Annotated in this window: 9 protein-coding genes; 5 read left to right on the top strand and 4 right to left on the bottom strand. The window is 69.5% G+C overall.

The genetic code is table 11. The features are described 5' to 3' along the window. The first annotated feature begins 1 nt into the window (after position 1). Both Q0Z83_RS44680 and Q0Z83_RS44675 read left to right on the top strand, forming a co-directional pair. Positions 2 to 823 (top strand): tyrosinase family protein, encoded by an 822-nt coding sequence (locus Q0Z83_RS44680; protein ID WP_317789576.1) that lies wholly within the window; start codon positions 2 to 4, stop codon positions 821 to 823. A 60-nt stretch (positions 824 to 883) separates the two neighbouring features. Next, positions 884 to 2053, top strand: coding sequence for an outer membrane protein assembly factor BamB family protein (locus Q0Z83_RS44675; RefSeq protein WP_317789575.1), 1170 nt, complete (start codon positions 884 to 886; stop codon positions 2051 to 2053). On the opposite strand, the gene Q0Z83_RS44670 is transcribed toward Q0Z83_RS44675, so the two are convergent. Then, entirely contained in the window at positions 2010 to 2663 is a 654-nt protein-coding gene (locus Q0Z83_RS44670) for a Bax inhibitor-1/YccA family protein (protein WP_317789574.1), read from the bottom strand. The two genes, Q0Z83_RS44675 and Q0Z83_RS44670, sit on opposite strands and share 44 nt — an antisense overlap. Positions 2664 to 2828: 165 nt before the next feature. Here Q0Z83_RS44670 and Q0Z83_RS44665 point away from each other — a divergent pair, with 165 nt between their 5' ends. From Q0Z83_RS44665 to Q0Z83_RS44655, 3 genes are all read left to right on the top strand, one after another. After that, positions 2829 to 4853, top strand: coding sequence for a YncE family protein (locus tag Q0Z83_RS44665; RefSeq protein WP_317789573.1), 2025 nt, complete (start codon positions 2829 to 2831; stop codon positions 4851 to 4853). 137 nt (positions 4854 to 4990) lie between these two features. Then, positions 4991 to 6292, top strand: coding sequence for a chitinase (locus Q0Z83_RS44660; RefSeq protein ID WP_317789572.1), 1302 nt, complete (start codon positions 4991 to 4993; stop codon positions 6290 to 6292). An 11-nt stretch (positions 6293 to 6303) separates the two neighbouring features. Next, positions 6304 to 7503: a glycosyl hydrolase family 18 protein gene (locus Q0Z83_RS44655; protein WP_317789571.1), complete on the top strand. Its 1200-nt coding sequence runs from the start codon at positions 6304 to 6306 to the stop codon at positions 7501 to 7503. 65 nt (positions 7504 to 7568) lie between these two features. On the opposite strand, the gene Q0Z83_RS44650 is transcribed toward Q0Z83_RS44655, so the two are convergent. From Q0Z83_RS44650 to Q0Z83_RS44640, 3 genes are all read right to left on the bottom strand, one after another. Beyond that, positions 7569 to 8216: a fasciclin domain-containing protein gene (locus tag Q0Z83_RS44650; RefSeq protein WP_317789570.1), complete on the bottom strand. Its 648-nt coding sequence runs from the start codon at positions 8214 to 8216 to the stop codon at positions 7569 to 7571. Positions 8217 to 8344: 128 nt separating this feature from the next. Then, a complete protein-coding gene (locus Q0Z83_RS44645; protein WP_317789569.1) occupies positions 8345 to 11875 on the bottom strand; it encodes an immunoglobulin-like domain-containing protein in 3531 nt (1176 codons plus the stop codon). Positions 11876 to 12016: 141 nt separating this feature from the next. Then, positions 12017 to 14764, bottom strand: a complete 2748-nt coding sequence (locus Q0Z83_RS44640) for a transglycosylase domain-containing protein (protein ID WP_317789568.1) — start codon at positions 14762 to 14764, stop codon at positions 12017 to 12019. Positions 14765 to 14774 lie beyond the last annotated feature (10 nt).

Genomic DNA, 14774 nt, shown 5'->3' with positions numbered 1-14774 from the left:
CATGGGTGTACGCAAGAACGCGCGTGACCTGACCACCGCCGAGAGAGCCGCGTTCGTCGCCGCCGTGAAGCGGCTGAAGGCGCAGACCACCGGCCGCAACTACGACTGGTTCGTCACCACGCACATCAACTACTTCGCCACGGTCGGCGGGATCCGGTACGCCCACCAGTCCCCGTCGTTCCTGCCCTGGCACCGGCAGTACCTGATCGAGTTCGAGCGGGCGCTGCAGGCGATCGACCCGGCGGTGAACGTGCCGTACTGGGACTGGACCACCGACCGGACCACCAGCGGTGCCCCGTTCACCGCGGACTTCATGGGTGGCAACGGCTCCGGCGGCAACGGCCCGGTCACCACCGGCCCGTTCGCCGGCGCCGCCAACTGGCGCATCACGGTCAGCCCGTCGTCGTCGACATCGCTGCGCCGGGCCATGGGCAACACCACCCTGCCCACGTCGGCCCAGGTCGACTCGGTGCTCAACGTCGCGGCCTACGACGCCGCACCGTGGAACAGCTCGGCCACCGGCGGCATGCGCAACCGGATGGAGGGCTGGCAGACGCCCAATCTGCACAACACGGTCCACGTCTGGGTCGGCGGGCACATGGGTCAGCAGGACTCCCCCAACGATCCGGTGTTCTGGCTGCACCACTGCAACATCGACAGGCTGTGGTCGCGCTGGCAGAACCGGTGGGGTTTCGACAACGGGCACTACGTACCGGCGGCGAACACGTCGGGCGTCATCGACCTGAACGAGACCATGCAGCCGTGGGCGGGCGTCACCCCGGCGACGGTGCTCGATCATCGGGGCACCTACACCTACGCCTGACAGGCCCAGTATTCAGCTAATAGTCCACTGGGGGCGGGTCGTGCCGCTTTACTTACGTTCGTGCACGCTTTGGCCCGTACCCCTGCTGTGGTGGTGGCTGTCGTCCTCGCAGCCGGCGCGGCAGCCACACCGACCGCCGCCGCGCCGGCGCCGCCCCTCTGGGACCACGTCGGTTACGACGCCGAGGACAGTTGGTTCAACCCACGGGAAAACTTGATCACCGCGGCCACGGCGGGCCGGCTCACCGGTAAGTGGTCGGTCCCGCTGCGGTCGGCGGACACGTGCTCGTCGTTCAGCGGCCCGGTCGTGGCCGGCGGTCGGGTCTTCGTCGGGGACCTGGCCGGGATCAGCGCGTACAACGCGACGAACGGTGCGAAACAGTGGAGCTACGACTGGGTCCACTCGAACGACGGCGGCCTCCCGCGGATGGCGGTCGCCGACGGGCTGCTCGTCGTCGGCTACAACGACTGCATGTCGGTCAGCGACCCGAACCCGGCACTGATCGCGCTGGACGTGCGCGACGGCCGGAAACGCTGGTCCAGCGCGAACCCGCCGCCGGTCGGAAGCATGGTCGTGGACAAGGGCGCGGTGTTGGTCTCCGGCACCGACGTCAACGGCGACTCGGACACCGTCGCCTACCGGGTACGCGACGGCCGGCAACTGTGGAAGGCGCCGGGACGACGGGTCGGCGGGTCGTCCGCGAACGGTGTCGTGGCGGGGTACGCGGCGGACGGCACGAAGGCGTTCGACATCGTCACCGGGGCGGTGCGATGGAGCGTGAAACGGCGTCTCGCCACCGAGGCGGCTACCCCGGTCAGTGACGTCTTCTACGCCGCCGACGACAAGGAACACCTGGTCGCGGTCAACGTCAAGGACGGCTCGGCACGGTGGACGGCGCCCGGCCCGACCTCGTTGATCGCCGCCGACGGGACCCGGGTCTACCGGTCCGACGGTGAGGCGGTCGCGGCTCTGGACGCCCGCACCGGCAAGCAGGTGTGGCGGCGGGCCCTGTCCCGGTACGCCGGGCAACCCGTGGTGGCCGGAGGTGTCGTGTACGCCGGGGGGATCGCGCTGGACGCCGCCCGCGGCACGGTGCTGCCCGGAGTGCCGCCGCTGGGTGGTGATCTCGTGGTGACCGGTGGGGTGCTCTACCAGTCGAACGAGGGATCGCTGAGCGCGTACACGATCAGCGGCTCCGGAAGATCCGCAGGAAGAACAGGAACACGTTGAGGATGTCGAGGAAGATCGAGGCGGCCAGCAGCGGCGCCGAGTCGATGTCCCGGGAGCGGCGCAACCGCTGGAAGTCGAACATGATGAAGCCCGCGAAGATCACCAGGCCGAGCACGGAGTAGATCAGCGCGCCGTTCGGGATGTTCACGAAGATCAACACGATGCCGAAGAGCAGCAGCGCCACCAGTGCCCAGAAGCAGATCCGGGCCAACGCCGACAGGTCCCGGCGGGTGGCGTATCCGGCGGCGCCGAAACCGGCCACGAACAGTGCCGTCGCCGCGCCCGCCTGCCACAGCGCCTGCGGGTCGGTGCTCGCGTAATAGACCAGCGTCGGGGCCAGCGCCACCCCGGTGAGCAGCCCGAACAGGCCGAGCAGCAGGACCGTCGTGGACTGCGACCTGCGAACCGTGAAGTACATCGCGATCAGGGCGGCGAACGAGGCGAGGTACGCGAGGAACGCGAAACCGGCCGGCAGGTTCCGGCCGAGGTAGGCGCCGAGGGCGAACATGCCCGTGGTGCCGGCGACGTAGCCCATGGTCCGGGCGAACAGGATGTGGCCGTGGTCGCGGGCGGCGACCGCGGCCGGGCGGTACGCATAGGTTTCGTCCATGCCCTCACGATGACCTGCTGCGATCGAGACGGAACCCTCCGCCAGGGATGATCCGCGACGACACGACGATTCGGTACCGACTCGTCCGTTCAGCTGATCAACTTTGCTGATCAAGCGCATAGGCTGCCCGGGCGCGTAGCCCGCCCGGATCGATGTGAGGTATCCATGCGTGTGTCCCGAGCCGTCCTTGCGGCGACCGTCCTCGCCGGTTCGTCGGCGGTGGCCTTCGCCGTCTCGACGGGTTCGGCGTCCGCCGCCGAGATCGAGAAGCTGCCCGCCGGCGCGGCCCGACTCCTGCCGGTCGAGACGATCGACGACGTCCTCGTCGACCCGGCGCACCGGCACATCCTGATCAGCGATCACGAGTCCGGCCGCCTGGTGGTCACCAACTACGGCGGCACGGTCCTCGCACGCCGCGAAGGCCTGTCCGGCATCCGCGGGCTCGCCCTGTCCGCCGACTCGTCGACGATCTACGCGGCCCGGACCGACACGCGCACGATCGTCGCCTTCGACGCCGCGACCGTCACGCAGAAGGCGAGCTACCCGCTCGGCGACGCGGTGTACCCGTACGACGTGGCGGAGGCCGGCGGCCGGGTGTGGTTCGGCTACATGGGCGCGTGGGCCCCGGGCGGGTTCGACGGCAACCTCGGCGCGCTCGATCTCTCCGGCGCCGAACCGGCGGTGCGCCTGCACGACCCGGCCACCGACGGCAGCGCCTTCTACATGGCCCCCATCCTCATCACCTCGCCGACCGCCCCGAACACGCTGGTCGCGGCCGACATCTCGCACAACGGCGACACCTCCGGCAAGGCCGTGGCCTACGACATCTCCGGCGCCGTCGAGTCGAAGATCAGCAGTGGGGCGATCGTGGGCAACTACGACTACACCAACGCGGCGGTCCTGAGCACCGACGGAAAGTCCCTGATCAGCGGCGGCTTCGGGGTCTGGCAGAGCGCTCTGGACAAGTTCGGCACCCGTGATCTGGTGAGCCAGGACACTTCGCCCGCGACCACTGTCGACGTCGCCGCCGACGGCCGCCTCGCCGTCGGCCTCCCGAACAGCACCGCGACCGAGCCGAACGTCGCCGTCTACCAGGCCGGCTCGAAGACTCCGGTGGCGGCCTACCAGGTGTCCAAGGTGGAGCAGTACGCGATGCCGCTGCCGTCGCGGGTCCTCTGGGACCCCGAGGGCCGGCTCCTCTACATCACGCGCGGCGACGACTACCACTTCTGGCAGCTCAGCGGGCCCGAGTTCCCGGCGCCGACGATCACCGTCGACGCCCCGGCCACCGGCGTCCGCGCTCAGGCCCTCACCGTGACCGGCACGGTCGGCGGCGCGATCGGCCTGCCGGACGGCACCGAACTGAACGTCACCCGCACGGACGTGGAGTCACCCAACGGCAAGACCCTCGCCAAGGCGAAGGTGGAGAGCGGAACGTTCCGGTTCACTGACACCCCGCCGGCCGGCGGTTCGGTCAGATACACGGTGTCGTACGCCGGAGGCGAGCTGGCCGACGCGGCGAGCAGCAACGACACCGTTCAGATTCCGCGGGCCACGCCCACGCTGGCGCTTGCCACCGACAAGACCGGCTACACCGAGGGCGACACGGCGACCGTCACCGCGACGCTGGGCAGCACGTACAGCAACCGGAACGTCGAGTTCTGGATCCAGCGGGCCGGTGAGGGGCCGTACGACCACCCGATCTCGACGGTCAAGGTGAACAGCGCGGGCAAGGCGACGTTCAAGGTGGCGCTGAAGCGCAACACCACGGTGACGATCAAGTTCGCCGGTGACGGACGGTATGCGCCGCGCTCGGTGGCTTCGGTGCTCTACACCAAGCTCAAGCTCGGCACCGGCGTCTACAACGACTACAAGACCGGGAAGATCGGCTCCCAGACGTACGAGTACCTGCGTACCAGCAAGGACCCGAAGTTCGTCCACACCGCGTCGCCGTACCCGAACCGCACGGTCCGAACCGTCGTCCAGTACTACTCCGGCGGCGCGTGGAAGACCTGGCGCACGGTGACCACCAAGCTCACCTCGACCGGCCGGGCCACCCTCACCGTCGACGGCACCTACAAGGCGGGCGTGAAGTGGCGGGCCCGCGCCGAGTACCTCTACGGCACCTCGGGCGACAAGATCAACGCGACCTCGGCCGGCGCGTGGAGGTACTACACCTTCACCAAGTGACCTTCTGATCACGATGGGGCCGGTCGCCGACCGGCCCCATCGTCGATTTTAGGAAGTTTAAGGTTCGGCCTCTTTACATTCACTGTTAACAGTCCTAAACATTGATGCATCCCCAGGTCATCCATGGAAGGACTCCGATGAGGCGTTCCAGATCGGTAATACTCGCCACGGTCACGGCGCTGGCCGCGGGCGGCGGAGCGACCTACTTCGCGGGCAACGCCTCGGCCGCGGCGGCCTGCGCACCCGCCTGGAGCGCGTCCGCGGTCTACGTCGGTGGCAACACGGCCTCGCAGAACGGCCACAACTACACCGCCAAGTGGTGGACACAGAACGAGTCACCGGCCGTCCGCAGTGGTCAGTGGGACGTGTGGGCCGACAACGGCGTCTGCGGCGGCGGCACCACGCCCCCGACCACGACTCCCCCGACGACCACCCCGCCCACGACGACACCCCCGACCACCACCCCGCCCACGACGACACCCCCGACCACCACCCCGCCCACGACGACACCGCCGACCACGACACCACCGTCGGACGGGTCGCTGCCGAAGCACTTCCTCACCGGTTACTGGCAGAACTTCGACAACGGCGCCGCCGCCCTCAAGCTGGCCGCCGTCCCGGCCACCTACGACCTGATCGCGGTCGCCTTCGCCGACGCCACCGGCACCGCCGGCGCGGTCACCTTCAACCTCGACCCGGGCCTGGCCACCGCGGTCGGCGGCTACACCGACGCCCAGTTCAAGGCCGACATCGCCACGCTGCACCAGCGCGGCAAGAAGGTCGTCATCTCGGTCGGCGGCGAGAAGGGCACGGTCGCGGTCAACAGCACGGCCGCCGCCACCGCCTTCGCCGACTCGGTACACCGGCTGATCCAGACGTACGGCTTCGACGGCGTCGACATCGACCTGGAGAACGGACTCAACCCGACCTACATGGCGAGCGCGCTGCGCAGCCTGCGGGCCAAGGTGGGCAGCAGCCTGATCATCACGATGGCCCCGCAGACCATCGACATGCAGAACCCGCAGTCCTCGTACTTCAAGCTCGCGCTCGACATCAAGGACATCCTCACCGTCGTCTTCACCCAGTACTACAACTCCGGTGCGATGCTGGGCTGCGACAACAACGCGGCGTACGGCCAGGGCAGCATCAACTTCCTGACAGCGCTCTCCTGCATCCCGCTGCAGAACGGGCTTCGCCCCGACCAGATCGCCCTCGGCCTGCCGGCCAGCACCCGCGCCGCCGGTGGCGGTTACGTCGCCCCGTCCGTGGTCAACGCCGCCCTCGACTGCCTGGCCAAGGGCACCAACTGCGGCACGTTCAAGCCGCCGGCCACCTATCCCGGCATTCGGGGCGCGATGACCTGGTCCATCAACTGGGATGTGACGAACGGCAACGCCTGGGCCAACACCATCGACCCGCACCTCGCGACTCTTCCCTGACTGGAATCCTCATGAAGCTGAGCAGAAAAATCGCCCTCGTGGCGTCGGTCGGCGCGGTCGCCACGGCCGCCGCGGTCCTGCCGATGGCCACCTCGAACGCCGCGGTCGCGTGCGCCCCGGCCTGGAGCTCCTCCGCCGTCTACGTCAAGGACAACGTCGCCTCCAAGGGCGGCAACAACTACACCGCCAAGTGGTGGACCCAAGGCGAGGACCCGGCCCTGAAGAGCGGCCAGTGGGACGTCTGGATCAACAACGGCGCCTGCGGCGGCACCACGCCGACGACCCCGCCGACCACCCCGCCGACCGGGCCGACCGGGCCGCCGCCGGCCACCGGCACCAAGATGGCGGCCGCACCGTACCTCTACCCGGGCTGGGGCAACCCGCCCGCCCCGGCGACGGTCGTGCAGGCCACCGGCATCAAGGCCTTCACCATCGCGTTCGTGCTGGCCAGCAACGGCTGCAACCCGGCCTGGGACGGTTCGTCCGGGCTGACCGGCGGCGCGCACGCCGGCACCATCGCGGCGATCCGAGCGGCCGGGGCCGACGTGGTCCCGTCGATCGGCGGCTGGAGCGGCAACAAGCTCGGCCCGAACTGCTCGACCGCTGAGGCGCTGGCCGGTGCGTACCAGAAGGTGATCGACACCTTCCAGCTCAAGGCGATCGACATCGACATCGAGAACACCGACGAGTTCGAGAACTACGTCGTCGCCGACCGGATCGTCGACGCGCTGAAGATCATCAAGCAGCGCAACCCGAACGTGAAGACCATCCTCACCTTCGGCACCACCACGACCGGCCCGAACGCGCACGGTGTCCGGCTGATCCAGCAGGCCAAGGCCAAGGGCGCGAACATCGACATCTTCACCCAGATGCCGTTCGACTTCAGCGGTGGCGCCGACATGTACGCCTCCACCGTAGGCGCCACCGAGGGCCTGAAGAACGTGCTCAAGTCGACGTTCGGGTACACCGACGCGCAGGCGTACTCCCGGATCGGCATCTCCGGCATGAACGGTCTCTCCGACCAGCAGGAGGTCACCTCGGTCGACACCTGGACCCGGATCCGTGACTACGCCAAGAGCAAGAACCTGGCCCGCTTCGCCTTCTGGGCGGTCAACCGCGACCGTGGCTGCGCCGGCGGCGGCGTGGTCAGCGACTGCTCCGGCATCGCCCAGGCCGACTGGGCGTTCACCCGGGTGAGCGCCGGTTTCTGAGCACCACACCGACGCGCGGTCGCCCGTGGGGGGCGGCCGCGCGTCCGCGTGTGCATGGGGTCAGGTCAGGGCAGGTTGATCGGGCGCAGCACCCGGTCGACGCCGTGGGCGATCTGCCGGCTGGCCTTGTTGATGTCGGTCCGGACCACGCGCGCGTTACGGTCGCTGAAGTCGAGGTCGATGATCGAGATCTTCTTGCCGTGGCCGTAGACGTTCACCTTGATCGGCGAGCCGGCGGCCGTCTTCAGCTTGACGTTGTCGGACTTGAGCGCCGTCTTGGCGTTGATCCGGGCGCCCGGCACGACGTGGTAGAGCAGCACCGACTCGACGGTGTCGATGCCGAGGCCGGCCACCGCGGTGAACGCCTTCTTCTCACCGGGCAGCTTCTTCGACTTGGTGATGTCCTGGACCAGCAGCTGGAACGCGCGGTCGTTGGGCAGGAACGCGGTGAGCCGGGTCTTCCCGTCGGTGAGGACCTTGACCGGGCTGGACGGCTTGGCCTTGAGCACCGCCGTCACCGCGGCGGCCAGGATGTCGTAGTCGTGGCCGTTGTGGTCGAACCCGCTCTTGTCGGCGGTCAGCACGGCGGCGAGCGACTTGGTGCCGAGCGGCTTCTTACTGTGCGCGGCGGCCGGAGCGGCGGACAGGGCGGTGGCGACGACGGCGGCGGTCGCGACGGCGATGGCCCGGGCGCCCACTCGGGTGATCCTCATCTTCAGACGTCCTTCCGGTACGGGATGGCGGCTTTGTTGCCGCCACCCCGTACTTCGCTCCGCCCGAATCCGTTGGATGCAGTCGATCCGGATTCTTTTCCGGAAGGATCTCCGCTGGGCCTAACCGGTCATCGTGTCACCTTGACCGTGATCGTCGAGCCGGTCGACTTCGTGGCCGTGGTCGAGCCGCTGTAGGCAGCAGTGACCCGGTAGGTGCCCTTCGGCAGGCGACCGAGGTCGAGGACCGCGACACCCCTGCTGTTCAGGCGGACGGTACGAACCACCTTGGTGCCGCCGCGAACCGCGACGATCCGGACCGTGCCCGATGCGGTGACGCCGGTCGCGGTGGTGACCTTGACCGTGAGCTGCGCCTTCTTTGCGGTCAGCGTCGTCTTGGACGCCGCCGCGACGACCTTGAGCGTCACGTCGGTGGCGGAACCGGCGTACCGGCTGTCACCCAGGTAGACCACTCGCAGCTTCCGGGTGCCGACGCCGATGTTGCGGGCCAGTCTGATCGTGGCCGTGCCGGCGGACAGTGTGCCGGTGCCGACCGCGGTGGAGCCGAGCAGCACCCGTACCGTGCCCGAGGGTTTGGCCGGCAGCCCGCCGCTGACTGTCACCTTGACCACCGGAGCCGTGCCGTAGGCGACCTTCGCCGAGGTCGGCGCCGCCTTCGTGGTGCTCGGGGCGAGGACCACACCGGCCGGCGGGAGGATCGCCTGGTTGGTCGTCTCGACGTTGCCGGCCACGTCGACGGCCCGGTAGAGGACCGTCGAGGTCAGCGGCACGGTGTACGGCTGCCACGTCCCGCCGCCGTTCGTCGAGTACTCCACCCGGGCGACACCCGAGGTGTCGTCGGCGGCCCGCAGGGTCACGGTCCGGCCCTTGACGTCGACCGTCGCCTGCGAGACCGGGGCGGTCCGGTCGATCCGCACGGTGACCGAGCCGATTCCGGAGCTGTTGCCGGCGGCGTCGACCGCCACGTATTCGACCAGGTGGATGCCGTCCCGATCGATGGTGAGCGGCCCGTTCTGATCGGTCCAGGCACCGGCCGGCTCACCCGAGCGCGTGACCCGGACCTTCGGCACGAGCGGACCGTCCACCTCGTCGGCCGCGGTCACCGTGACCGTGGCCGGGCCGGTGAACCAGCCGGGCGCGACGGTGGCGGTCACCGTGGGCGCGCCCTCGTCGGGCACGGTCACCGCCGCGGTGGCCTTGACGTTCTGGCTCTCGGTGATGGTGCCGGAGACCGAGAACCGGCCCGGCTTGGCATACGCGGACGACGGGACCGAGTCCCAGGTGACCGCGACACTCGACGACGAACCGTCCGCGTACCGGGCGGTGACCTGTGTGGGCAGGGCCGGCGCGACACCGGCCCGGGTCGTCAGCGGGATCTCGTCGACGCCCTTGACCAGCAGGTTCGGCTGGTAGGTGGTGAGCAGCCGGTCGTACTCCTCCTGCGTCACCGGCAGGACGGTGCCGTGCCGGGGGCGCTTGGGCAGCGAGTACGAGATGGCCTTGGTCCACACGCCGGAGTCGAGGTCGGTCGAGGTGAACGGCACGTAGCCCTGACCGCCGTACTCGTCGACGAACAGGTACCAACGATCCTCGGTGTTGGATTTGAACACCAGCGGACCCTCGCCGGCGCTGACCCCGCCGGAGCCGATGCAGTCCTTGACGAACCGGTAGTCGGTGCTGCGCAGCTCGGTCGACTTCTCCTCGATGATGAACTTGCTGCACGGCGAGGTGGACGAGTTGTTCCGCTCGTCCTTGGTGAACCGGTAGTAGGTCCCGTTGTGGTCGATCATCGTGGAGTCGATCACCGAGTACCCCGGGTCGACCCACACCTTCGCCGCACTGAACGTGTGGAAGTCGCGGGTCGTCGCGTACATCATCTTGTTGTAGGTGCCGCCGGTGTGGTTCGGGTCGTTCTCGGCGTACAGCTTCGACGCCCAGAAGACCACGTAGGCACCGAGGCCGGCGTCGTAGTAGGCCTCCGGCGCCCAGGTGTTGCCGGCGGTGTCCGGGGAGACCTTGACCAGGCGCTGGTCGGTCCAGTTGACCAGGTCGGTGGACTCCCAGACCATGATCGACTTACTGCCGGTGCGCTGCGAGGCGTCCCAGTCGCCGTTGCCGTAGATCTTCAGGTCGGTGGCGATCTGGTAGAACTTGTCACCCTCCGGCGAGCGGATGATGAACGGGTCCCGCAGGCCCTTCGTGCCGAGTGACGACGTCAGCACCGGCTTGGCGTTGTTGACCTCGCGGTAGGAGAGCGGGTCGTTCGCCTTGCTGACGGCGAGGTAGATCTGCTCGCCGTCAGCGGTGCCCTCACCGGTGAAGTAACTGAACAGGTAGCCCGCCTTGGCCCGGACCGGGGGCAGCTCCGGCACGGTGGCGGTGATCGTCCGGGTGGCCGAGGCCGCGCCGACCCGCACGGTCGCGGTCAGGGCGACCGCGGCGGCGCCCTGACCGACCGCGGGCCGGTGCACGACACCGGTGCCGTCGATGATCTCCGGGCGGTCGGAGGACCAGGTCACCGTCGCACCCTGGGCGCCCGTCGCGGGCAGCGTCAGGTTGCCGCGGACGTCGTCGACGTCGTGCACGACCAGTCCGGCGGCCGCCTCCCGAGCCTCCTCCTGGGCGGTGGGCCGGGGGCGCACCGTGATCGCGAAGGTCCTGGTCGCGGTCAGGGCGCCGCGGGTCAGGGTGGCGGTCAGCGTCGCGGTCGCGGCCGGCTGACCGGACTCCGGCCTGGTCACCACACCGGTCGAGGTGATCACGGCAGGGTCGCCGGTGGTCCAGGTGATCTTCGAGCCGTACGGGGCGGCGGCCGGCAAGGCGAGGTCGGAGGTGACGGCCGAGGTGTCACCGAGGTCGAGCGCGGCCCGGTCGGCGGCGAGTTCGCCGGCCACCACCGGCTCGGCCAGAGTCGTCAGCTCGGATCCGCCGAGCGCCCGGTCGTACAACCGGAAGTCTTTGATCTTGCCTTTGAAGAGCCGGTCGCCGTTGTAGTTGGACTTGCCGATGTAGTTGGCGGTCGTCTTCCCGGCACCGATCGCGCTCGGTTTGATGGTGATCGCGGTGTTCGTGGCGATCGGCGTCCCGTCCTCGTAGAGAGTCCCGGTGCTGCCGGTCTGCGTGTACGCGATGTGTTTCCAGGTGCCGCGGTCCAGCGCCTTCGCCGGCGACGGCGCGGTGCTCTGCTCGGTCGACCAGTTGCCGGTGGCGATCGCGGTCCGGAGGTTGTTGCCGGTGGTGAAGAGGTAGCCGTCGCCGTAGCCGGTGGAGCTGCTGGTGTTGCCGAATCCATAGAGGAAGTACGGCGTGACCTGCTGCGGGTCCATCAGCACGTCGAACGAGATCGAGATCGAGTCGAGACCGGCCAGGACGTTGTCCGGCGCCTTCACGTAGGTGCTGGACCCGTCGAAGGTCAGGCCGTCGCCACCGGTCCAGGACGCCGTGCCGGCGACCGTGCCGTTGCGGCCGTGGCCGGACGAGTCGACTGCCGAAGCGCCCGACTTCTCGTCCAGTTTGTACCAGAGCACCAGGCCGTCGGTGCTCGCCGCGGCCTCTTCGGCCCGGGCCGGCGAGGGTGCGACCAAGGGGAACAACAGGAGAGTCACGGCGGCGGACGCCAGACCCCCGAGAGATATGCGCATCTGGGGAGTTCCTTCGAGCGGGCAGAAGGGAAGGGCACGTCAGCCGGGGAGGACGACCCCGGACGCCGACGTGGATGGCAGCAGTGTGAGCGTTCACACACTGTTGGTCAACTTAACTGTTAAGTCCATCTATCCGCCCGGTTACCAGCCCAGATGGCTCCTGGTCGTCGCGGCGATCCGCTCGACCGACGCGATGCCCTCCTCGCGGGTGCGGTGCCCGTGCGACAGCACCGACAGCGCGACGTCGGTCTTCTCCCCGTGGAGCCGGCCGGTGCTGTTGACGATCCATCGGCCGTCCTCGGTGGACCGGGACATCCAGCCGTTCTTCTGGGCCGTCGACTCGCCCTCGAACGACGCGGCGCTGACCCCCCACGTCTGGTCGGCATTGACCGAGCCCATCAGCTGCAGGATCAACTCCTTGGAGGCATCGGTCAGCGGACCAGCGGCACCGGTCAGCGCGGCCACCATCCGGGTCTGATCCTTCGCCGTGGTGGTGGTCAGGCCGAACTTCGAATCCGGGTCGGTGTCGTCCAGGCCGAGTCGCTCCAGCGCCGTCCGCAGGCCGCTCGCGCCACCGATCGCGGAGTAGATCCGGACGGCCGCGTCGTTGTCGCTGGCCACGATCATCTTGCGGGCCCGGCGCTGCTCGGCGGCCGTCAGGTCCCGGTTCGCATCCTGGGCCCGCAGCAGCAGGGCGGCCAGCAACGGCACCTTCACCACGCTGGCCGTCTCGAACGCACGGTTGCCGCGGTAGTCGTACCGCTGCCCGGTCCGGTGGTCGACCAGGGAGACCGAGAAGTCCAGGCCGGCCGCCGCGTGCCTGTCCAGGGCCTCGTCGAGCCGAGCCGTCCGCTCCCGCCAGGTGCCGACGGCCAGCGACAGATCGACCTGGTCACCCTTGCGCGGGCCCTGGTAGATCAGGCCGGGCACCATCTTGACGTCGCCCTCGATCGTCTCCAGATCGCCGGCCTCCTCCCGGCCCACGTGCGCGGCCCGAGGCAGATCGGCCACCCGACGGCCGGCGAAGGACCCGGACAGGAAATCCCGGAAGATCTGGTACGGCATCCCGTCGCCGTTGATGGCCGCACCACCGCTGGTACGGATCGGGCCCGGCTTGTCCCGGCCCACCCAGACCGCCGCGGCCAGGCCGGAGGCCCACCCGGCCGTCCAGGCGTCGGACGAATCGGCCGTGTCGCCGTACTGCTGGGAGCCGGTCTTGGCGGCCGCGTCGACCCCCGGCACCCGGCCGTCCTCCTCGACCACCTGCGACAACACGGCACCGATGTCCGCCGCCACACTCTCGTCGAGCACCCGCTCCAGCTTCGTCTCGTGCTCGTGCAGGACCGCACCACCGGCCACGGTGACCGACTCGACGAAGTGCCGGTCCGCGCGGGCGCCGCCACCGGCCAGCGTGGCGTAGACGCTCGCCATGTCGGCCGGGGCGACCGGGTACCGGCCGATGGCGATGTCGGCCCGGGTCTTTCCGGGCGCCGGTTCGCCCTTGAGGTCGACCATGGTGACCTGGTCGCCGTACTTCTCCGGCACACCGAGCCGACGGGCCAGGTCCCGGATCCGGTTCGGGCCGACCTGCTCGGCCAGGGCGTAGAACGGCGTGTTCAGCGAGTGCACCATCGCCAGATCGAGCGGGCAGACCGGGCACTGCAGGTTGTCCTGGTTGTAGAGCGGCGCGCCCCCACGGTCGGCGAAGATCCGCGGCGAGGTGCCGTTGTAGTACGACCGGAAGCCGATGCCACGCTCCTCGGCCACCGCCAGGACCAGCGGCTTGAAGGTCGAGGCGGGCGGCCGGGCGGCGAGCGCGTCGTCGTAGAAGCCACGGCCCCGGTCACCGCCGTAGTAGGCGCGCACCCCGCCGTCCCGCGGATCGATCGCCACCAGGGCGGTCCGCAGCACCTCCGGCTGGCCGTCGAGCGCCCTGGTGATGCTCGCGGTGGCGGCCCGCTGCGCGGTGGCGTCCAACGTGGTGACGATGCTCAGGCCACCGGTCCGGATCTGCTGACGGGTGATGCCGGCGGCGACCAGCTCGTCCTCGACCCGGTCGGTGATCAGCCCGATCGGCCCGCCGATGGCGGCGGCGGTGACCGATTCCTCGGCGACCTCCGGATACGGCGTCCGGCCGGCCGCGCCCTCGGGCAGCCACCCGGCGTCACTCATCGCCTGGAGGATCCACTTCCAGCGGTCCAGGGTCCACTCCGGGTCGCGCACCGGATCGCCGCGGGTCGGGTCCTTGACCATCGCGGCCAGCACCGCGCCCTGTGCCGTGCTCAATCTGTCGACGGACACCCCGAAGAAGGCGTGTGCCGCCGCCTCGATGCCGTACGCACCGCGCCCGAAGTAGATCGTGTTGAGGTAGCGCTGGAGGATCTCGTCCTTGCCGTACCGGTCCTCGACCTTCAGCGCCAGTGCCGCCTCCCGGGCCTTGCGGCCGACCGTCCGCTCCTGGGTCAGGTACGCGTTGCGGACGTACTGCTGGGTGATCGTCGAAGCGCCCTCGCCGCTGTCGTCCACCACGTTCGACCAGAGCGCCCGGGCCAGGCCCCGCACCGAGACGCCGTAGTGGTCGTAGAACCCGCGGTCCTCGGCGGCCAGGAACGCCTGCCGGACGCCGAGCGGCACCCGGTCCAGGGTGACGTCGGTGCGATCGGTCAGCCCGATCCGGGCCAGCACCGTCCGGCCGTCGCGGTAGTAGAGCACCGAGGCCTGCGGCGGCACCGCGTCCGGTGGTAGGTCGACGCTCAGCACATAGCCGGTGGCCGCCAGCACCAGCACGGTCTGCACCGCGAGGATCGCCGCCAGCGTCCGGCGCAACCAGCGGGGCAGAGCCTTCACCCGCTGCCACACCTGTCGCAGTGCCGCCCCGATCCGCGCCATGCGTTTCTCC

Origin of the sequence: Actinoplanes sichuanensis (assembly GCF_033097365.1) — a bacterium.
Taxonomy (GTDB): Bacteria; Actinomycetota; Actinomycetes; order Mycobacteriales; family Micromonosporaceae; genus Actinoplanes; species Actinoplanes sichuanensis.
Note: the sequence above shows the minus strand (reverse complement) of the source record. Positions and strands in the feature narration are given on the sequence as shown.

Coding starts and splice junctions, on each gene's coding strand:
- Q0Z83_RS44660 (WP_317789572.1), top strand. CDS start 4,991: ATGAGGCGTTCCAGATCGGTAATACTCGCCACGGTCACGGCGCTGGCC.
- Q0Z83_RS44650 (WP_317789570.1), bottom strand. CDS start 8,216: ATGAGGATCACCCGAGTGGGCGCCCGGGCCATCGCCGTCGCGACCGCC.
- Q0Z83_RS44655 (WP_317789571.1), top strand. CDS start 6,304: ATGAAGCTGAGCAGAAAAATCGCCCTCGTGGCGTCGGTCGGCGCGGTC.
- Q0Z83_RS44665 (WP_317789573.1), top strand. CDS start 2,829: ATGCGTGTGTCCCGAGCCGTCCTTGCGGCGACCGTCCTCGCCGGTTCG.
- Q0Z83_RS44680 (WP_317789576.1), top strand. CDS start 2: ATGGGTGTACGCAAGAACGCGCGTGACCTGACCACCGCCGAGAGAGCC.
- Q0Z83_RS44640 (WP_317789568.1), bottom strand. CDS start 14,764: ATGGCGCGGATCGGGGCGGCACTGCGACAGGTGTGGCAGCGGGTGAAG.
- Q0Z83_RS44645 (WP_317789569.1), bottom strand. CDS start 11,875: ATGCGCATATCTCTCGGGGGTCTGGCGTCCGCCGCCGTGACTCTCCTG.
- Q0Z83_RS44670 (WP_317789574.1), bottom strand. CDS start 2,663: ATGGACGAAACCTATGCGTACCGCCCGGCCGCGGTCGCCGCCCGCGAC.